Below are 17,916 nucleotides of genomic sequence, written 5' to 3' on the forward strand. Positions count from 1 at the left end.
AGCCGTTGACAACCGCTGTGCGGAACGGAATGCTGTGCGCCACAAAGAACGAGGCCCCGTCCGGGGCCCGATAAACGGAGGAGCGCACGATGACTACCCTTATTCTGAGGTCGGCTATGGCTGGCCTGGCGCTTGGCGCCGCTGCCCTGATGGCTGTTCCGGCGGCCCAGGCGCAGGATTGGAAGCCGACCAAGCCGATCACCGTGATCGTGCCATGGGCTGCCGGCGGCTCCACCGACCAGGTGATTCGCGTCACCGCCTCCGAACTCGAAACCGCCCTGGGCCAGAAGGTCGTTGTCGTGAACCAGCCCGGCGCCTCGGGCTCGATCGGCTCCAAGACCGCGCTTGAAGCCCCGAAGGACGGCTATACCTGGACCTCTGGCGCGGCCAAGGATATCGGCACCTATGCGGTTTCCGGCCTGCTCGACACCAAGATGGATGACTGGAATTTCTATCTCACGGTGGCGAATCAGTCGGTGGTCTCGGTGAATGCCAATTCGCCCTACAAGACGCTGGCCGACCTGATCGCGGCGATGAAGGCGAAGCCGGGCCAGATCACCATTGCCACCGCCGGCGTGAATTCCTCGGGCCATTTCGGCTCGGAGGCGCTGGCCCGTGGCGCCGGCGTCACCTACAAGCATGTGTCCTATGATGGCGGCAACCCGGCGGTGATCTCCACCGTTTCCGGCGAGACCGAAGTCACCACCCAGCTCGGCGTCGAGCAGGTGGAAATGATCCGCGCCAAGCGCCTGCGCCCGCTGGCGGTGCTGGCCTCCAAGCCGCTGGAAGTGGATGGCATCCCGGCGATCGAGCCGGTGACCAAGACGCTGCCGAATTTCCGCACCGAGACCAACTATTTCGGCATCTTCGTGCCGAAGAGTGTCCCGGCGGAAGTCACCGCGACGCTGAACAAGGTGTGGCAGGAAAAGATCGCCAATTCGGCGGCGCTGAAGAAGTATGCCACCGACAAGGGCGCGCTGTTCGATCCGTCCTATGGCGATGCCGCGAAGAAGGCGGCCTTCCCGGCGATCCAGGGCGCGGCCTGGATTCTGCAGGAAGGCGGCAAGGCCAAGGTTTCGCCCGATACGCTGGGCATCCCGAAGCCGTAATCAGTCACGCGTAACGGGCCGCCCGGCTTTCAAATGAAGCCGGGCGGCTCATTTGCTTTAAGGAGAGCATGCCATGGCCGACGCCACGCCGACACCGCAGGATGCAGCCGCGCCCGAGCTGGCCGCGGATCAGGTCGCGCCGCGCGCCGATTTCTGGTCCGGCCTGCTCTGGATCGCCTTTGGCCTCGCCATTGTCGTGATCTCCTGGAACATGGACCGCATGGAGCGGTTCCAGGCCAGTGTCTATACCGCGCCGGGCCTGGTGCCGGGTCTGCTCGGCCTCTGCATCGCCATCATGGGCGCCCTGCTGATGCTGCGCGCCGTCAAGGCCGGCGGCCTCAAGCCGGTGCAGCGCCAGAAGCTGGTGCTGGCCGAGCATTGGCGCCTGATCTTCTCGCTTGGCTGGTCGCTGGTCTACGCCCTGGTGATCGTTGCCAGTGCCCTGCCTTTCTGGCTCGTCACCGCCGCCTATGTCGCGGTGTTCGTCGTTGTCTTCCAGTACGAGGAACGTCGCGCCAAGGGCCAGATTCGGCGCGGCATCGTTGTTGCTGTTGTGCACGGGCTGATTTCCGGCCTGCTGATCCAGTATGTGTTCGAGGAATTGTTCCTCGTGCGGCTGCCGTGAGGGCGTGAGCATGTTTGACGGTCTCATCGGTTTCGCCACCGCGATTGGCCATTTCGCCAGCCCGCAGACGATTCTCTACGCGCTTGGCGCCTCGCTGGTCGGCCTGATCATCGGTGCGCTGCCCGGCCTCACCGCCACCATGGGTGTGGCGCTGATGACCACGCTGACGCTCAAGCTGCCATCCGGCGAGGCATTGCTGATCCTGATCTGCACCTATGTCGGCGCCATCTATGGCGGCAGCCGCAGCGCCATCCTGCTCAATATTCCCGGCACGCCGGCTTCCGCCGCTTCCTGCCTCGATGGCTATGCCCTGGCCAAGCAGGGCCTGGCCGGTCGCGCCATGGGCATCGCTACCTCCGGCTCGATCCTCGGCACCTGGATCGGCATGTTCTTCCTGGCGCTGTTCACGCCGATCCTCGGCGAGATGGCGCTGAAATTCGGCGCCTATGAATTCTTCTGGCTGGCGGTGTTCGGTGTCGTGATCTCGGGCAACCTCACCGGCACCGATCCGCTGAAAGGCTGGATCGCCGGTTTCATCGGCCTGTTCATCGCCGCCATCGGCCAGGAAGGCATGTATGCCTATGATCGCTTTACCTTTGGCGTACACGATCTCTCCGGTGGCATTTCGCTGATTCCGGCGCTGGTTGGCGTGTTTGGTTTCGCCGAGGTGCTCAGCGTGATGAAGGACAAGCCGCAGAAATTCATCATCAACGCCTATGACACGGTGATCCCGAAAATCCGCGATGTGCTGCAATACTGGCGCACCGTGATCCGCTCAGGGCTTATCGGCACCTTTATCGGTATCGTGCCGGGTGTTGGCGAGGATGTCGCCGCCTGGTCCTCCTATGCCGCCGCGCGCCGCGCCAGCAAGGAGAAGGAAAAATTCGGCAAGGGTTCGGTGGAAGGCCTGATGGCCGCTGAAACCGGCGACAATGCCTGCGTGCCGGGCGCGGTGATTCCGGTGTTGACCTTGGCCGTGCCGGGCTCGGCGCCGGCCGCCGTGCTGCTCGCCGCCATGCTGATCCATGGTGTGCGCCCCGGCCCGCTGATCATGGTGGAGAATCCGCAGTTTGTTTACGACGTGGTGGCGATGATGCTGTTCGCCTCCATCGGCATCCTGATCTATGGCCTGGTGCTGACCAAGCTGCTGGTCAAGGTGCTGCTGGTGCCGCGTCCGCTGATCATGCCGGTGATCTTCGTGCTCTGCGCCGTCGGCTCCTATGCCATCGCCTCGCGCCCGTTCGATATCCTGGTGATGCTGTGCTTCGGCATCCTCGGCCTGATCCTGCGCGGCCTGAATTATCCGATGGCGCCGCTGGTGCTTGGCATTGTGCTCGGCGACCTGCTCGACAAGAGCCTGCGCCGTGGCCTCAACCTCTCGGATGGCGACCTGACGCCGTTTTTCTCCCGGCCGATTTCGCTGGTGATGTTCCTGCTGGTGCTGCTCACCGTGCTGATGAACATCCCGCCAGCGCGCCGCGCCATGGGCCAGGGACTCGGCTTGCTGCTCAAACCCTTCGGCCGCAGCGCCTGAGCCTTTGCCGATTGACGGCGAAGGCGGCTCGCGGCTATAAGTAACCAGATAGTTACTTGGAACGAATGATGCGACTGAGCCTGTGCAACGAAGTGCTGGCGCCTCTGCCCCTGGCGGAGCAATGCCGCATGGCCGCCGAACTCGGCTATGCCGGGCTGGAAATCGCCCCGTTCACATTGGGCGAGGATCCGCTGGCACTTAGCGGTGCCGAGCGCCGCACCGTGCGCCGCACGGTGGAAGCCGCCGGCCTGGTCGTCACCGGGCTGCATTGGCTGTTGGTCGCGCCCAAGGGCCTTTCGCTAACCGATCCGAGCGAAACGGTGCGGCGGCGCACGCAATCGGCGATGCAGCAGCTTACCGGCCTCTGCGCCGAGCTTGGCGGCCGCTATCTGGTGCATGGCTCGCCAGCGCAGCGCAAGCTGCCGGAAGACAAGCCGGCCACCGCGCGCGCCTGGGCGATGGAGGCTTTTGCCGCCGCCGCCGATGCCGCCAAGCGCAATGGCGTGGTCTATTGCCTGGAGCCGCTCTCGCGGCACGAAACCAATTTCGTCAACACCGTGGCGGAAGCCGCCGAGATCGTGCGCGAGATCGGCAATCCGAATTTCCGCACCATGGTCGATTGCAGCGCGGCCGGCCTCACCGAATCGGTCAGCGTGCCGACCCTGCTGCAGAAATGGCTGCCCTCGGGCCTTATCGCCCATGTGCAGGTGAATGATCCGAACCGCAAGGCGCCGGGTCAGGGCGAGATGGATTTCGCGCCGATACTGAAGGCCCTGAAAGCCGGTGGCTATCAGGGCGATATCGCTGTCGAGCCGTTCATCTATCAGCCGGATGGGCCGGGTGCGGCCAAGTTCGCCATCGACTACCTGCGCCGGATGATGCCGCAATGAGCGCGCCCAGCTTCCGCCTGCGCGATATCGAGCTTTATGAGCGGCCCGTCGAACTGCGCCTGCCGTTCCGTTTTGGCGTCGTCACCTTGCGCGCTGCGCCTCAGGCCTTCGTGAAGCTGCGCATCGAAACCGCCGATGGCCGCTCAAGTATCGGCATGGCCGCCGAACTGATGGTGCCGAAATGGTTCGACAAGAACCCGGACCTGAGCAACGAGCAGAATTTCGCCCAGCTCCGCCTGTCGCTGCGGCACGCCGTCGATGCCTACAGCGACAAGGCGCTGCGCAGTGCTTTCGGCCATTCCGCCGCGCATCACCGCGCGCTGGTCGATCAGGGGGCAGGGCGCGGCCTCAATCCGCTGGTGGCAAGCTATGGTCCGGCCTTGCTCGACCGCGCGGTGATTGATGCGCTCTGCCGCCTCAGCAATCAGCCTTTCGCTCAAGGCTTGCGCCGCAACCTGTTCGGCATCGAGGCAACGGCGCTCACCCCCGATCTTGCCGGCTTCGACCTGGCTGCCTATCTCGGCGAACTGACGCCGGCCCGGCGCATCGCCGCGCGCCACACTGTCGGCATGCTCGACCCGCTCACCGAGGCCGGGCTGGCGGCGGCCGAGCGCCTGAATGATGGCCTGCCGGAGACGCTGGAAGGCGCCATCCGCCGCTATGGCCTGCGCTGGTTCAAGCTCAAGGTGGGCGGCGATATCGCCGCCGATCTAGCCCGCCTCAAGGCCATCGCCGCCGTGCTGGATAAAGCGCCCGAGCCCTATCGGGCCAGCCTGGATGGCAATGAGCAGTATGATGATGCCGATGGCATCGCGGCGCTTTGGCGGGCGATGCGGGCAGAGCCCGATCTGCGCCGGCTCTGCGCCTCGATCCAGTATATCGAGCAGCCGATCAAGCGCGCCGCCGCGCTCGACAAACCGGTGGCCTCCCTGGCCGGCGAAATCCCGCTGATCGTCGATGAATCGGATGCCGATTATGATGTCTTCCCACGCGCGCGGCGCCTGGGTTATGGCGGCATCTCGTCGAAAACCTGCAAGGGCGTCTATCGCGCCATCCTCAATGCCGCTCGTACCAAGCACTGGAATCGGCAGATGGGGCGGGAGGACTGCTTCGTCACCGGCGAGGATCTCACCTGCCAGGCGGGCCTCAGCGTGCAACAGGATCTGGCGCTGGTCGCCGCTCTCGGCCTCTATCATGTCGAGCGCAACGGGCATCACTATGTCGATGGCTTCGGCGCCGCGCCGCAATCGGAGCAGGCTGCTTTCGCCGCCGCCCATCCTGACCTCTATGACATATCCTCCGGCCGGCCGCGCCTGCGTATAGCAGGGGGCGATATTGCGCTCGGCAGCCTGCTGGATGCACCGAGTTTCGCCAGCAATGCGGCGCCCGACTGGGCCAGCCTGGCGGCCATGAATTTCACCGCTACAGCAGTTCTTGAAGGGAGCACAGCATGAGCAAGGAAGTCCGCCTCGGCATCATCATGAACGGCGTCACCGGCCGCATGGGCATGAACCAGCACCTGATCCGGTCGATTGTCGCCATCCGCCAGGATGGGGGCGTGGTGCTGAAGGATGGCCGTCGCGTGATGCCCGATCCGATCCTGGTCGGCCGCAACAAGGACAAGGTCGGCCGCCTGGCCAAGACCTATGGCATCGAGCGTTTCACCGATGATCTCGATGCCGCGCTGAAGAACAAGGAAGACACGCTGTTCTTCGATGCCGCCACCACCCAGGCCCGTGCCGGCCTGCTCAAGAAGGCGATGGCGGCGGGCAAGGATGTCTATTGCGAGAAGCCGACCGCCGAGACCCTGGCGGTGGCGCTCGATCTGGTGAAGGCGGCGAAGAAGGCCGGCGTGAAGCATGGCGTGGTGCAGGACAAGCTGTTCCTGCCCGGCCTGCAGAAGATCAAGATGCTGATCGACAGCGGCTTCTTCGGCGATATCCTCTCGGTGCGCGGCGAGTTCGGCTACTGGGTGTTCGAGGGCGACTGGCAGCCGGCGCAGCGCCCGTCCTGGAATTACCGCTACAAGGATGGCGGCGGCATCATCCTGGATATGCTCTGCCACTGGCGCTATGTGCTGGATAACCTGTTCGGCGAAGTCGAGAGTGTCTCCTGCCTTGGCGCCACCCATATCAAGAAGCGCTGGGACGAGAATGGCAAAGCCTACAAGGCCGATGCCGATGATGCCGCCTATGCCACCTTCCAGCTTAAAGGCGGCGTGATCGCGCAGATCAATTCCTCCTGGGTGACGCGCGTGCGCCGCGATGATCTCGTCACCTTCCATGTCGATGGCACGCTCGGCTCGGCGGTGGCCGGCCTCACCAAGTGCCGCACCCAGTCGCGCGTCAACACGCCGAAGCCGGTATGGAATCCCGATGTGCCGCAGACCATCGATTTCTTCGGCGGCTGGCAGGAAGTGCCGGACAATGTGGTGCACATCAACGGCTTCCGCGCCCAGTGGGAAATGTTCATCCGCCATCTGATGGAGGATGCGCCGTTCAAGTGGACTTTGCTGGAAGGCGCCAAGGGTGTGCAGCTTGCCGAAGCCGGCCTCAAGAGCTGGAAGGAACGCCGCTGGGTCGATCTGCCCGAATTGAAGGTCTGAGATGCCAACACTTAATCTGCCCGTCGCCGCCGGCAAACTGGTGCCCTACACGCTGCAGCAGCCGAAGGCGTTTCCGGTATCCCAGAATTTGATTGAAGGGCCCCCCTTCAGCCGCATCGCCTTTGCCGCCGCCCATGTGGTGGCGGACCCGCTGGCCGACCATGATCCCTGGCTGACGCCGGCGGTGGACTGGGACCGCACCATCGCCTTCCGCCGGCATCTCTGGTCGCTCGGTTTCGGCGTGGCGGAAGCCATGGACACGGCGCAGCGCGGCATGGGCCTGGACTGGAAAGATGCGCTGGAACTGGTGCGCCGCTCGCTCGATGCTGCCAAGGATGTGCCGGGCGCCGTGGTTGCCTCGGGTGCCGGCACCGATCACCTGGCGCCGGGCGCGGGCGTTACCATCGACAAGGTGATCGCCGCCTATGAAGAGCAGATCGAAGCCATCGAGAAGCTCGGCGGCCGCATCATCCTGATGGCCTCGCGTGCACTCGCCGCCGTTGCCAAGTCGCCGGATGACTACATCAAGGTCTATGGCCGCATTCTCTCCCAGGTGAAGCAGCCGGTGGTGATGCACTGGTTGGGTGAGATGTTCGATCCGGCTCTGGCCGGATATTGGGGCAATGCCGATCACATGCGGGCGATGGATACCTGCCTGGAGGTGATCAAGGCCAATGCCGCCAAGGTCGATGGCATCAAGATTTCGCTGCTCGACAAGGACAAGGAAATCGTCATGCGGCGCAAGCTGCCGCAGAACGGCTCCGGGGGCGTGCGCATGTATACCGGCGACGACTTCAATTACGCCGAACTGATCGCCGGCGACGCACAGGGCTATTCCGATGCGCTGCTCGGCATCTTCGATGCCATCGCGCCGGCAGCTTCGGCGGCTTTGGGTGCGTTGACGCGCGGCGACGAGAAGACCTTCCACGCGATTCTCGCGCCCACCGTGCCGCTGTCGCGCCATATCTTCAAGGCGCCGACCCGCTTCTACAAGACCGGCGTGGTGTTCATGGCCTATCTCAACGGCCACCAGGATCACTTCGTCATGGTCGGCGGCCAGCAGAGCACGCGCTCGGCCTTGCATCTGGCGGAACTGTTCCGCCTCGCCGATGCCGCCGGCCTGCTCAGCGATCCGGAGCGTGCCGCTGCCCGCATGAAGGCAGTGCTGACCGTGCAGGGCATCGCGGCATGAAGAAGCCCGGACCTCTGTCGCTCAATACCATCACCGTGCGCGAGCAGTGGTCGCTGAAGGACTGCATCGAGGGCTGCGCGCGCCATGGCATCACCGGCATTTCGCCCTGGCGCGACAAGCTGGCGGAATACGGCGTTGCCAATGCCGCGAAGCATATCCGCGATACCGGCCTGACGGTGACCGGCCTGTGCCGTGGCGGCATGTTTCCGGCGGCTGACGCCGCCGGGCGCCAGGCCAATATCGCCGAGAACAAGCGCGCCATCGACGAGGCGGCAGCGCTTGGCGCGCAATGCCTGGTGCTGGTGGTGGGCGGCATGCCATCTGGTTCCAGGGACTTGGCTGGTGCGCAGATGCAGGTACGCGATGGCATCGCCGCCGTGCGCGACTATGCGCTTGCGGCCAAGGTGCCGCTGGCCATCGAGCCGCTGCATCCGATGTTTGCCGCCGACCGCGCCTGTGTGAACACGCTTGGCCATGCGCTCGATCTTTGTGACGAGTTAGGCGAAGGCGTGGGCGTTGCCGTCGATGTCTACCATGTCTGGTGGGACCCGCAGCTAAGCCAGCAGATCAAGCGCGCCGGCAAACGCATCCTGGCCTTCCATATCTGCGACTGGCTGGTGCCGACCACCGACCTGCTGCTGGATCGCGGCATGATGGGCGATGGCGTGATCGACATTCCCGGCATCCGTGCCCAGGTCGAAGCCCAGGGCTATGCCGGCTTCTGCGAGGTCGAGATCATGTCGGCCAACAATTGGTGGAAGAAGCCGGCCGACGAGGTGCTGCGCACCTGCATCGAGCGGCACGCTACGGTCGTTTAATTGTCGCGGGTATACGCCAGGCCTGAGGATTGACCGCAGCGGGTGCGCGCCGCAGAATGCCGGCGTTAACCATAAGCACCCATAACCATAAGAATCGGGCATAGAATATGACCGCGCTGCTGGATGTCGTCTCGTTAGCCCTGCCGGGCGTCAAGCTGATCCGCCCCACCTTCTTCATGGATGAGCGCGGCTATTTCGGCGAGGTGTTTCAGACCAGCCGCTTCGCCGCTGCCGGCGTCGACACCGTGTTCGTGCAGGATAACCAGATCTATTCCGAGAAGCGCTTCACGCTGCGCGGCCTGCATTACCAGGCACCGCCGGCGGCGCAGGCCAAGCTGGTGCGGGCGCTGCGCGGTCGCGCCTATGTGGTGGCGGTGGATATCCGCCGCGGCAGTCCCAGCTTCGGCCAGCATGTCGGGCAGGAGATTTCCGCCATGGGCGGCGAGCAGCTTTTCATTCCCGCCGGTTTCGCCGATGGGTTTCTCACACTCGATCCGCAGACCGAAATGCTGTTCCGCGTCGATCAGTTCTACGATCCGGCGTCAGAGCGCGGCGTCAACTGGCGCGATCCGGCGCTCGGCATCAAATGGCCAGTGCCGCTGGGCCAGGCGGTGCTTTCGGTGCGTGATGTCGAAGAACTGATGCTCGCCGAGCAGCCCGACCTGCTTTAGAGCAGTACATCCTGCAAAATCGCATCGAGGTCGCTGCGCGGGCGCCAGCCGGTCGCTTCATGCAGCCGGGCGATGGTAGGCACGCGGATGGTGGCCTCGGCAAAGCCGCTGCCGAATACCTGCGCCACCGGCACGAAACGCGGCGGCTTGTCACTGCCGGCGGCATGCAATGCGCGCTCGGCGACATGGCGGATGCTGACGCCGGTATCATGGCCGAGATTGACCGGCCGACCGATCAGCGCGGCGCTTTGCGGGATCAGCAGCAGGGCTTCCACTGCATCCAGCACATGCAGGAAGGCGCGGCGCTGGCTGCCATCACCATGCACTTCCGGCACATCGCCTTGTTTCAGCGCGGCGGCGAAAGCAGCGATGCATAACCCGGTTTCGGGTCGCTGGCGTGGGCCGGCGATGTTGAACGGACGGATGATCCAGGTGGCGAGGCCGGCTTCCCCGGCAAGCCCGGCACAAAGCTGCTCCAGCACCATCTTGCCTGCCGCATAGCCCCAGCGCGGCGCAATGCCGAAGCCGCAGGGCTGTTCCTCGTCGATGGCTTCGGCCTGGCCGGCGCCATAAACCTCGGAGCTCGACATCGCCAGCAGCGGCACGCGCGCCGCTTCGCAGGCCTCGGTCACGGCCTGGGAAGTGGCGATGATCTCGCGCACCATGGTCAGCCGCTCGGCATGGGCGCGGCGCACGCCGATCGGGCTGGCAAGGTGATAGACCAGATCCGCGCCGGCTATTGCCTCGCCGATATCGTCACGGCCGACATGGGCCTCGCGGATCTCAAGCTGCGGATGCGCCGGCAGATTGGCGCGGCACCCAGCGGAGAAATCATCCAGCACCGTTACCGCCACGCCGCGCGCCAGCAGCGCCTCGACCAGATGCGAGCCGATGAAGCCGGCGCCGCCGGTGACGACGACACGCTGGCCGGATTGGAAAGGCGGAAGGGCGGAGGGCGCGGTCACGAAAAGCCCTGAAACATTCCTGAATGGCAGCGGTCAGATCACATAGCGCCCGGCATGGCGCTGCACCACGCTGCTCAATTCGCCGGCATCCACCAGCTTGCCTTGTTCCAGCACCAGGGCCTGATCGCAGAACCGCGCCAGCAAAGTGGCGGCACGCTCCACCAGCAGCACCGCTCCTTGAGCGGGCGGGCCGGAACGGAAATGCTTCGCCAGGCGGTCGAGGAATTCCGGGCCCGCATGTTCCAGCACTTCGTCGAACAGCAGGATTTCCGCTTCCAGCGCGGCGGCGATGCCGGCGCCGAGGCGCAGCCGCTGGCCGGGGCCGAGCAGTTTCAGCGGCGTGTCGGCGGCCTTGTCGTCGAGTTCGCCGAATTCCATTGCAGTTTCGGCGCGGCGGCGGCTTTCCTTGAGGTCATGGCCGGCCAGCAGGCCGTGGCCGATGGCGGTGTTGTAGGCCGAGAGATCGGGATCGACGCCCAGGCCGACATTCAGCACTGCGAAGGCACGGCCCTGCCGCGTCACACTGCCGGCATTGGGCTGCAGCAGGCCGGCGGCGGTGCGCAGCAGGGTGGTCTTGCCCGAGGCGTTGCCGCCGAGCAGCGCGGTGCGCGAGCCACGCTTCAGGCTGAGGCTCAGATCGTCCAGTGCGGTGATGCGGTAGCCGTCGCGGCTGCCCAGCAGGTTGCGCTTCAGCGAGCGCTCGGGGGCGAAGAAGACCGGGAATTCCACCCGCACATGATCGAAGCTCAGGGCCGCGCTCATGGCATCAGGTCCAATAGGGCAGGCGCCAGGACAGGCGCTTGTAGAGCAACCAGGTGAACAGGCTGCCGAACAGCAGCAGCAGTATGGAGCCAGCCCAGTTTTCCAGCCCGACCGCATTGCCCAAGATTGGTTCGCGCACCAGCACCAGCAGTTGATAGAACGGGTTGATATCGGCCAGCCAAGTGTAGCGGCCGAGGAAAAAGGTGGGCCACAGAATTGGCGTCAGAAAGAATGCCAGATGCAGCATCCAGGCGATCAGTTGCGGCAAATCGCGGAAGCGGGCGCAGAGCAGGCCGATGGCCAGCGCCATCCAGCCAAGATTGGCGGCAAGCAAAGCAATACCGCCAAGCAGTGCAATCGGATGCACCGTCACGGTGTCGAGCAGCAGCCATTGGGCGGTCAGCGCCACGGCGATATTCTGCGCCAGGATCAGCAATTGCCGCAGCATCAGGCGCAGCACCGTGGCTGGCAGCGGCAGCGCGGTATGGCGCAGTTGTGCCATGAACTGCCAGGTCTGGTTCGCGGTGGCGTGCAGCATGCCGGCGATCAGGCTCCAGGCAATCATGCCGCTGGCAACGAAGGGAACATAGACCGCATAGGGCGGGACCAGCTGCTGCAGCACCGTGCCGAAGAACAGCCCCAATGCTCCAACCACCAGTGCCAGGCCGAGCGTCACCCACAGCGTGCCAAGCCCGGTGCGGCGGAAGCTCGCGGCAATATCCAGCCCGGCCATGAACAGCGCAAAGCGCAGGCTGGCCAGCAGGCCCGGGGTCTGGGCCTGAGCAGGAAAGGGCAGGGTGGCGGTAGTCTGGATCATCAGGGGCGAGGTATAGCCGGCAATTGCGCCTCTTCCTAGCATTTCCGGCGAGGCATGGCCGCCCGGGAGATCCGGTCGGCGATGGTTGCGGGGCGGAGTTTGGCCCTGTAATCCTGCCCCATGATGTCTGAACAGGGCCTTAAACCGGACCGTCCGGCGCTGGAACGTCCGGCCCTCGAGCGGGGCAATGGCGGTGTCACCGCGCGTTTCGGCCCGGCCCTGCCCGGGCGCGGCGGCGCCCGGCTGCTCGATCTGTACCAGTCCGATCCCGGCCGCGCCCTGCTGCCCGATCCGGAGCCCGGCGAGCCCGGCTCCCTGGTCATGGTCACCACGTCGGGTGGCCTCACCGGCGGCGACCGCCTGGCGCTCGAACTGGCCCTGGAGCCGGGTGCGCGGGTCACCGCCATGGCCCAGGCGGCAGAGAAACTCTACCGCTCGACCGCTTCCGACCATCCGACCCTGCTGACCCAGGATCTGCGCGCCGGCAATGGTGCCTGGCTGGAATGGCTGCCGCAGGAGACCATCCTGTTCGATGGCGCCCGGCTGGAGCGCCACACCCGCATCGACCTCGATCCAGGCGCCGAAGCGCTGATCGGCGACATGCTGGTCTATGGCCGCCTGGCCCATGGCGAACGCTTCACCCGCGGCGAATTGTTCGACCGCTGGGAATTGCGCCGCGCCGGCCGCCTGGTCTGGACCGAGCGCCAAGGCTTGCAGGGGGGCCTGGGAGGGGGGATGGATGGCGACATTCCGGCCTTGCTGGCGGCGCCGGCCGGCTTCCATGGCGCTCTGGCCCAGGCCAGCCTGCTTTTCGTGCGGCCGGGCTTTGCCAGCGATAGTGGCGCGGCCCCGATACTTGCCGCCTTGCGCGCGCTGCTGGAGGCGCATCCCGATGTGCGCGGCGGCGCCACGCGGCTGGATGGCTTCATCCTGGCCCGGCTGCTGGCGGCGGACCCGCTGGCTTTGCGCCGCGCCTTCGCTGCCCTGTGGCGGCATTGCCGTGCCGAGGCGGGCTGGGCTGATGCTATGCCCCGGTTGTGGCTGCGCTGACGCTACCTACCGATTACTGACCAGGATTGATTCAACTTCAGTCAGTTTTTGCTCGAATTCCATACAGCCGTATTTGTGTGTTTAAAAATTATGCATGACTAGGTTTTATGCTGATTAAATAAACACCTGTCCTTCCCTTGCGCAGAAAGCCCGGCCTCGTTGACTGGGAGCCGGTTGTTTCCACCTCTCGCGGGAATCCGTGTTGCATTGCGGAATCAAGACTCTAGGCACGATTGCGGGGCCTGCCGCCGCGCCGCTCAGGCTTTGGCACGGCTCTTGCCTTTGAGTCCCCGCGGTCGGTCCCGGGGGGGCCGGCAAACCAACACGGAGAGGGATTTATGGGACGCATCCTTAACACGGCAGCAGCGCTGGGCCTGGTGGCCAGCATGGGCTTCGCCGCCTCGGCGCAAGCCCAGGATACGATCAAGGTGGGCGTGCTGCACTCGCTGAGCGGCACCATGGCGATCTCGGAGACCACCCTGAAGGACACCGTCCTGATGATGGTCGACGACGTGAACAAGAAGGGCGGTCTGCTCGGCAAGAAGCTGGAAGCCGTGGTGGTGGATCCCGCCTCCAACTGGCCGCTCTTTGCCGAAAAGGCGCGCGAACTGCTGGCCAAGGAAAAGGTCTCGGTGGTGTTCGGCTGCTGGACCTCGGTGTCGCGCAAGTCCGTGCTGCCGGTGTTCGAGGAACTGAACGGCCTGCTGTTCTATCCGGTGCAGTATGAGGGCGAAGAATCGTCCCGCAACGTGTTCTACACCGGCGCGGCGCCGAACCAGCAGGCGATCCCGGCGGTCGAATACCTGATGGGCAAGGAAGGCGGCGAAGTGAAGCGCTGGGTGCTGGCCGGCACTGACTACGTCTATCCGCGCACCACCAACAAGATCCTCGAGGCCTTCCTGAAGTCGAAGGGTGTGGCCGCCGACGACATCATGATCAACTACACGCCGTTCGGTCATTCCGACTGGCAGACGATCGTGGCGGACATCAAGAAGTTCGCCTCGGCCGGCAAGAAGACTGCCGTGGTTTCGACCATCAACGGCGACGCCAACGTGCCGTTCTACAAGGAACTGGCCAACGCCGGCATCAAGGCTTCCGACATCCCGGTCGTGGCCTTCTCGGTCGGTGAGGAAGAACTCGCCGGTATCGACACCAAGAACCTGGTCGGCCATCTCGCCGCCTGGAACTACTTCCAGTCCGTGAAGGCGCCGGTCAACGACGCGTTCATCAAGCAGTGGAAGACCTACATCAAGTCCGACAAGCGCGTCACCAACGACCCGATGGAAGCCACCTATATCGGCTTCAAGATGTGGTCGCAGGCCGTGCTGCAGGCTGGCACCACCGATGTGAACGCGGTGCGCCAGGCGATGTATGGCCAGAAGGTGCAGGCGCCGGGCGGTTTCGTCTCGACCATGAACACCAACCACCACCTGTCGAAGCCGGTCTATATCGGCGAAATCCGCCCCGATGGCCAGTTCAACATCGTGTGGAAGACCCGTGGTCCGGTGAAGGCCGATGCCTGGTCGAAGTTCATCCCGGAAAGCGCCAAGCTGACTGCCGACTGGACCTATCCGTGGGTCTGCGGCAACTGCGAGAAGCCGAAGTTCTAAGCCTCCTGTGACGGCGCGGGCCGGCGGTGCAAGCCGCCGGCCCGTATCCGCCAGCACCAGTCCCGATTCCAGTCAGTCCAACTCCCAGTCAGTCGCGTACCCGTCTCGTCAACAAAAACAAAACCCAGCAAGGTGAGTGCAATCGTGGCTCTGCGTCGCTGCCTTCTGATCCTGGCCCTGGTGTTGCCGTTTTTTGCCGGGCTGGTCCCGTCTCACGCCGAGGCCCAGGCTCTGCCCGATCTGCTTGCCGGTCTTACCGAATCCGATCCCAAGCCGGCGCTCGAACAACTGGTGGCGTCGGATAGCCCGCAGGCCAAGGCCGCGCTCGCCGCCCTTGCCGCCGGCAAACTCTATCGCCGTACTGCCGATGGCGCCGTGGTCATCGGCGAGCCTGATGGCAATATGCTTGTCATCACCAATGCCGCCACCGGCGACATGGAAGACATGGCGGCGCCCGCCGATGTCGAACTGATCCAGTTGCCCGATGATGCCAAGGCCGATCTCGCCGCCGCCGGGCTCGGTGCTGCGGCGGTGGAAACGCCGAAGGATTTCGCCAGCGCGGTGATCGCGCTCAATGCCGAGGATTTCGCCGCCAAGGGCAAGGCCATCGAAGTGCTGACCCAGCTTGGCGATGCCCGTGCCGTGCCGGTGCTGCGCGCCATGACCGAGGGCCGCCTGTTCACGCGCAAGAGCGATGGCGCCGTGGTGATCGCGGAGCGCGCCGGCAACCAGCAGAGCCTGACGCTGGCCACCACGCTGGAACCCGCCGGCACCGCCAGCAACGCCGAACTCGATCCGGTGGTGGTGAACAACAATCTGCGCGGTGCGCTGCGCGAGGCGGTGGGCCGCCTCGGCCTGCTCAACCCAGATCCGGCGCAGCGCCGCCTGGCTGCTGCCGCCCTGCTTGAGAATGCCACGCCCGATGCCGTCGCCCTGCTGCGCGAGGTGATGCCGAAGGAAACCAACGCCAAGACCAAGGAGATCATGGCGCTGTCGCTGGCTGCCGCCGATGTGGCCGATCCGGCTGCCGACAAGCAGCGCAAGCTCGCCGCCGTGGCGACGCTTTCAGGCGCCACCGATCTGCGCGTGCGGTCGCTGCTGCAGGGGCGCCTTGCTGCCGAAACCGATGCCGATGTGAAGGCGGCCTTGCAGAGTGCCTTCACCTCGGTGCAGCGCAAGCTCACGGTGATCGGCTGGTTTGCCAATATCTTCCAAGGGATAAGCCTCGGCTCGGTGCTGCTGCTCGCCGCCGTCGGCCTCGCCATCACCTTCGGTGTCATGGGCGTGATCAACATGGCCCATGGCGAAATGATCATGATCGGCGCCTATGCCACGTTCGTGGTGCAGGAAATCTTCCGCGCCTATCTGCCGCCTTCCTGGTTCGGCGGCTATCTGGTCGCGGCCTTGCCGGTCGCCTTCCTGGTGGCAGCCCTGTTTGGCATCGCCATCGAGCGCGGCGTGATCCGCTTCCTCTATGGCCGGCCGCTGGAAACCATGCTCGCCACCTGGGGCATCAGCCTGATCCTGCAGCAGCTTGTCCGCTCGATCTTCGGTGCGCCGAACAAGGAAGTGTCGAACCCGAGCTGGATGACCGGTTCCTATGAAGTGATCGGCGGCTTCGACGTCACCTGGAACCGCGTCATCATCATCATCTTCTGCTTCCTGGTGCTGGGCCTGATCGCCCTGATCCTGCGCCGCACCAGCTTCGGCCTGCATATGCGCGCGGTGACGCAGAACCGCGGCATGGCCAGCGTGATGGGCATTCCCACCGCGCAGGTCGATGCGCTTACCTTCGCGCTCGGTTCCGGCATCGCCGGCATGGCCGGCGTGGCCTTGAGCCAGATTGGCAACGTCTCGCCCAATCTCGGCACCATCTACATTGTCGACAGCTTCCTCGTCGTGGTGTTCGGCGGCGTTGGCAACCTGATGGGCACGCTGGTCGGCGCCATGACGCTCGGCATTGTCAACAAGCTGCTCGAGCCGGTGGCCGGCGCGGTGCTGGGCAAGGTGGTGGTGCTGGTGGCGATCATCCTGTTTATCCAGAAGCGGCCGCGTGGCCTGTTCGCGGCCAAGGGGCGCTCGGCAGATGCCTAAAGACGAATTGCTGCAACTCGCCAAGCCGCGCCCGCTGCTCGATACCAAGGGCTGGGCGATGTTCCTGGGCCTCGGCTTCATCCTCATCGTCGTGGTGCCGCTGCTCAACATGCTGCCCTCGGGCAATTCGGCGCTGCATCTGCCCGATTACCTGGTGCCGCTGCTCGGCAAATATGCCTGCTATGCCATCCTGGCCCTGAGCCTCGATCTGGTCTGGGGCTATGCCGGCATCCTCAGCCTGGGCCATGGTGCCTTCTTCGCGCTCGGCGGCTATTGCATGGGCATGTACCTGATGCGCCAGATCGGCACGCGCGGCGTTTATGGCAATGCCGAACTGCCGGATTTCATGGTGTTCCTGAACTGGAAGGAACTGCCGTGGTACTGGTATGGCTTCGACAGCTTCCCCTTCGCCATGATCATGGTGATCCTGGTGCCGGGTATCCTGGCCCTGGTGCTGGGCTGGTTCGCCTTCCGCAGCCGCGTCACCGGCGTCTATATCTCCATCGTCACCCAGGCGATGACCTTTGCCCTGCTGCTCGCCTTCTTCCGCAACGATATGGGCTTCGGCGGCAATAATGGCCTCACCGATTTCAAGGATATCCTCGGCTTCCCGATCCAGGCGCCGAGCACCCGCATCGGGCTTTATGTCGCTTCCGTCATTGCGCTTGGCATCTGCTTCCTGGTCTGCCGCTTCGTCACCGGCTCCAAGCTTGGCCGCGTGCTGCTGGCGGTGCGCGATGCGGAAAGCCGGGTGCGCTTCTTCGGCTATTCCGTCACCAATGCCAAGCTGGTCGCCTTCGTGCTCTCGGCGGTGCTGGCCGGCATTGCCGGCGCGCTCTATGTGCCGCAGGTCGGCATCATCAATCCGGGCGAATTCTCGCCGGCCAATTCCATCGAAATCGCCATCTGGGTGGCGGTGGGCGGTCGTGGCACGCTTTATGGCGCGGCGCTCGGCGGCGTGCTGATCAACCTGGTGAAAACCTGGCTCACGGGTGCGGCGCCTGATCTCTGGCTGTTTGTGCTCGGCGCGCTTTTCATCGTCTCGACCCTGCTGTTCCCCAAGGGCGTGGTCGGCCTGGCCGGCCAGGTCAAGGCCTGGCGGGCGCAGCGTGCCGCCTATCAGGCTGCTGGTGGCAGTAAGGCAGCCAGTGGAAAGGCAGGCGGGGAATGATGA

The 17,916-nt window shown here is 64.8% G+C and carries 16 protein-coding genes; 13 read left to right on the top strand and 3 right to left on the bottom strand.

Going from position 1 to position 17,916, the window contains the following annotated elements:
- The first annotated feature begins 116 nt into the window (after nt 1-116).
- The 9 genes from V6B08_RS05990 (at nt 117) to rfbC (ending at nt 9,444) form a co-directional block, all read left to right on the top strand.
- On the top strand, nt 117-1,109 hold the full coding sequence (locus V6B08_RS05990; protein ID WP_341978826.1) for a Bug family tripartite tricarboxylate transporter substrate binding protein: 993 nt from the start codon (nt 117-119) through the stop codon (nt 1,107-1,109).
- A gap of 73 nt (nt 1,110-1,182) precedes the next feature.
- Nucleotides 1,183-1,734, top strand: a complete 552-nt coding sequence (locus V6B08_RS05995; protein ID WP_341978827.1) for a tripartite tricarboxylate transporter TctB family protein — start codon at nt 1,183-1,185, stop codon at nt 1,732-1,734.
- Between the two features lie 10 nt (nt 1,735-1,744).
- A complete protein-coding gene (locus tag V6B08_RS06000; protein ID WP_341978828.1) occupies nt 1,745-3,268 on the top strand; it encodes a tripartite tricarboxylate transporter permease in 1,524 nt (507 codons plus the stop codon).
- 65 nt (nt 3,269-3,333) lie between these two features.
- The gene (locus tag V6B08_RS06005; protein WP_341978829.1) at nt 3,334-4,158 is read left to right on the top strand and encodes a sugar phosphate isomerase/epimerase family protein; all 825 of its coding nucleotides are present in this window, start codon (nt 3,334-3,336) and stop codon (nt 4,156-4,158) included.
- Complete coding sequence (locus V6B08_RS06010) at nt 4,155-5,612, top strand: enolase C-terminal domain-like protein (protein WP_341978830.1); 1,458 nt, start codon at nt 4,155-4,157, stop codon at nt 5,610-5,612. The genes V6B08_RS06005 and V6B08_RS06010 overlap by 4 nt, the downstream gene beginning before the upstream one ends.
- Complete coding sequence (locus V6B08_RS06015) at nt 5,609-6,763, top strand: Gfo/Idh/MocA family protein (protein ID WP_341978831.1); 1,155 nt, start codon at nt 5,609-5,611, stop codon at nt 6,761-6,763. The genes V6B08_RS06010 and V6B08_RS06015 overlap by 4 nt, the downstream gene beginning before the upstream one ends.
- Nucleotide 6,764: 1 nt before the next feature.
- Nucleotides 6,765-7,955, top strand: a complete 1,191-nt coding sequence (locus tag V6B08_RS06020) for a dihydrodipicolinate synthase family protein (RefSeq protein ID WP_341978833.1) — start codon at nt 6,765-6,767, stop codon at nt 7,953-7,955.
- On the top strand, nt 7,952-8,773 hold the full coding sequence (locus V6B08_RS06025) for a sugar phosphate isomerase/epimerase family protein (RefSeq protein WP_341978834.1): 822 nt from the start codon (nt 7,952-7,954) through the stop codon (nt 8,771-8,773). The genes V6B08_RS06020 and V6B08_RS06025 overlap by 4 nt, the downstream gene beginning before the upstream one ends.
- 107 nt (nt 8,774-8,880) lie before the next feature.
- The gene (gene rfbC, locus V6B08_RS06030) at nt 8,881-9,444 is read left to right on the top strand and encodes a dTDP-4-dehydrorhamnose 3,5-epimerase (protein WP_341978835.1); all 564 of its coding nucleotides are present in this window, start codon (nt 8,881-8,883) and stop codon (nt 9,442-9,444) included.
- On the opposite strand, the gene V6B08_RS06035 is transcribed toward rfbC, so the two are convergent.
- Genes V6B08_RS06035 through V6B08_RS06045 form a run of 3 tightly spaced genes read right to left on the bottom strand, consistent with a single transcriptional unit; the run spans nt 9,441 to nt 11,988 of the window.
- Nucleotides 9,441-10,409 carry an NAD-dependent epimerase/dehydratase family protein gene (locus tag V6B08_RS06035; RefSeq protein WP_341978838.1) on the bottom strand — a complete coding sequence of 323 codons (969 nt, stop codon included), beginning with the start codon at nt 10,407-10,409 and terminating at the stop codon, nt 9,441-9,443. The two genes, rfbC and V6B08_RS06035, sit on opposite strands and share 4 nt — an antisense overlap.
- Before the next feature lie 33 nt (nt 10,410-10,442).
- The gene (locus tag V6B08_RS06040) at nt 10,443-11,171 is read right to left on the bottom strand and encodes an ABC transporter ATP-binding protein (RefSeq protein WP_341978839.1); all 729 of its coding nucleotides are present in this window, start codon (nt 11,169-11,171) and stop codon (nt 10,443-10,445) included.
- Nucleotides 11,172-11,175: 4 nt separating this feature from the next.
- Nucleotides 11,176-11,988, bottom strand: a complete 813-nt coding sequence (locus V6B08_RS06045) for an ABC transporter permease (RefSeq protein WP_341978840.1) — start codon at nt 11,986-11,988, stop codon at nt 11,176-11,178.
- A gap of 120 nt (nt 11,989-12,108) precedes the next feature.
- Here V6B08_RS06045 and V6B08_RS06050 point away from each other — a divergent pair, with 120 nt between their 5' ends.
- The 4 genes from V6B08_RS06050 to urtC all read left to right on the top strand — a co-directional run bounded on the left by V6B08_RS06050 (nt 12,109) and on the right by urtC (nt 17,913).
- Nucleotides 12,109-13,038, top strand: a complete 930-nt coding sequence (locus V6B08_RS06050; RefSeq protein WP_341978841.1) for an urease accessory protein UreD — start codon at nt 12,109-12,111, stop codon at nt 13,036-13,038.
- A 338-nt stretch (nt 13,039-13,376) separates the two neighbouring features.
- Nucleotides 13,377-14,648: an urea ABC transporter substrate-binding protein gene (gene urtA, locus V6B08_RS06055; RefSeq protein ID WP_430397190.1), complete on the top strand. Its 1,272-nt coding sequence runs from the start codon at nt 13,377-13,379 to the stop codon at nt 14,646-14,648.
- A gap of 144 nt (nt 14,649-14,792) precedes the next feature.
- Nucleotides 14,793-16,742 carry an urea ABC transporter permease subunit UrtB gene (gene urtB / locus V6B08_RS06060; RefSeq protein WP_341978843.1) on the top strand — a complete coding sequence of 650 codons (1,950 nt, stop codon included), beginning with the start codon at nt 14,793-14,795 and terminating at the stop codon, nt 16,740-16,742.
- Nucleotides 16,735-17,913, top strand: coding sequence for an urea ABC transporter permease subunit UrtC (urtC, locus tag V6B08_RS06065; RefSeq protein WP_440588795.1), 1,179 nt, complete (start codon nt 16,735-16,737; stop codon nt 17,911-17,913). The genes urtB and urtC overlap by 8 nt, the downstream gene beginning before the upstream one ends.
- Nucleotides 17,914-17,916: the final 3 nt, after the last annotated feature.

The sequence above is a fragment of the Ferrovibrio sp. MS7 genome (assembly GCF_038404985.1).
GTDB lineage: Bacteria > Pseudomonadota > Alphaproteobacteria > Ferrovibrionales > Ferrovibrionaceae > Ferrovibrio > Ferrovibrio plantarum.

What these genes read in the sequence shown, in the direction of transcription:
- V6B08_RS06015 (WP_341978831.1), top strand. Translation starts at nt 5,609, where the DNA reads ATGAGCAAGGAAGTCCGCCTCGGCATCATCATGAACGGCGTCACCGGC.
- V6B08_RS05995 (WP_341978827.1), top strand. Translation starts at nt 1,183, where the DNA reads ATGGCCGACGCCACGCCGACACCGCAGGATGCAGCCGCGCCCGAGCTG.
- V6B08_RS06020 (WP_341978833.1), top strand. Translation starts at nt 6,765, where the DNA reads ATGCCAACACTTAATCTGCCCGTCGCCGCCGGCAAACTGGTGCCCTAC.
- V6B08_RS06000 (WP_341978828.1), top strand. Translation starts at nt 1,745, where the DNA reads ATGTTTGACGGTCTCATCGGTTTCGCCACCGCGATTGGCCATTTCGCC.
- V6B08_RS06010 (WP_341978830.1), top strand. Translation starts at nt 4,155, where the DNA reads ATGAGCGCGCCCAGCTTCCGCCTGCGCGATATCGAGCTTTATGAGCGG.
- V6B08_RS06025 (WP_341978834.1), top strand. Translation starts at nt 7,952, where the DNA reads ATGAAGAAGCCCGGACCTCTGTCGCTCAATACCATCACCGTGCGCGAG.
- V6B08_RS06050 (WP_341978841.1), top strand. Translation starts at nt 12,109, where the DNA reads ATGATGTCTGAACAGGGCCTTAAACCGGACCGTCCGGCGCTGGAACGT.
- urtC (WP_440588795.1), top strand. Translation starts at nt 16,735, where the DNA reads ATGCCTAAAGACGAATTGCTGCAACTCGCCAAGCCGCGCCCGCTGCTC.
- V6B08_RS06040 (WP_341978839.1), bottom strand. Translation starts at nt 11,171, where the DNA reads ATGAGCGCGGCCCTGAGCTTCGATCATGTGCGGGTGGAATTCCCGGTC.
- V6B08_RS06005 (WP_341978829.1), top strand. Translation starts at nt 3,334, where the DNA reads ATGATGCGACTGAGCCTGTGCAACGAAGTGCTGGCGCCTCTGCCCCTG.
- rfbC (WP_341978835.1), top strand. Translation starts at nt 8,881, where the DNA reads ATGACCGCGCTGCTGGATGTCGTCTCGTTAGCCCTGCCGGGCGTCAAG.
- V6B08_RS06045 (WP_341978840.1), bottom strand. Translation starts at nt 11,988, where the DNA reads ATGATCCAGACTACCGCCACCCTGCCCTTTCCTGCTCAGGCCCAGACC.
- V6B08_RS05990 (WP_341978826.1), top strand. Translation starts at nt 117, where the DNA reads ATGGCTGGCCTGGCGCTTGGCGCCGCTGCCCTGATGGCTGTTCCGGCG.
- urtA (WP_430397190.1), top strand. Translation starts at nt 13,377, where the DNA reads ATGGGACGCATCCTTAACACGGCAGCAGCGCTGGGCCTGGTGGCCAGC.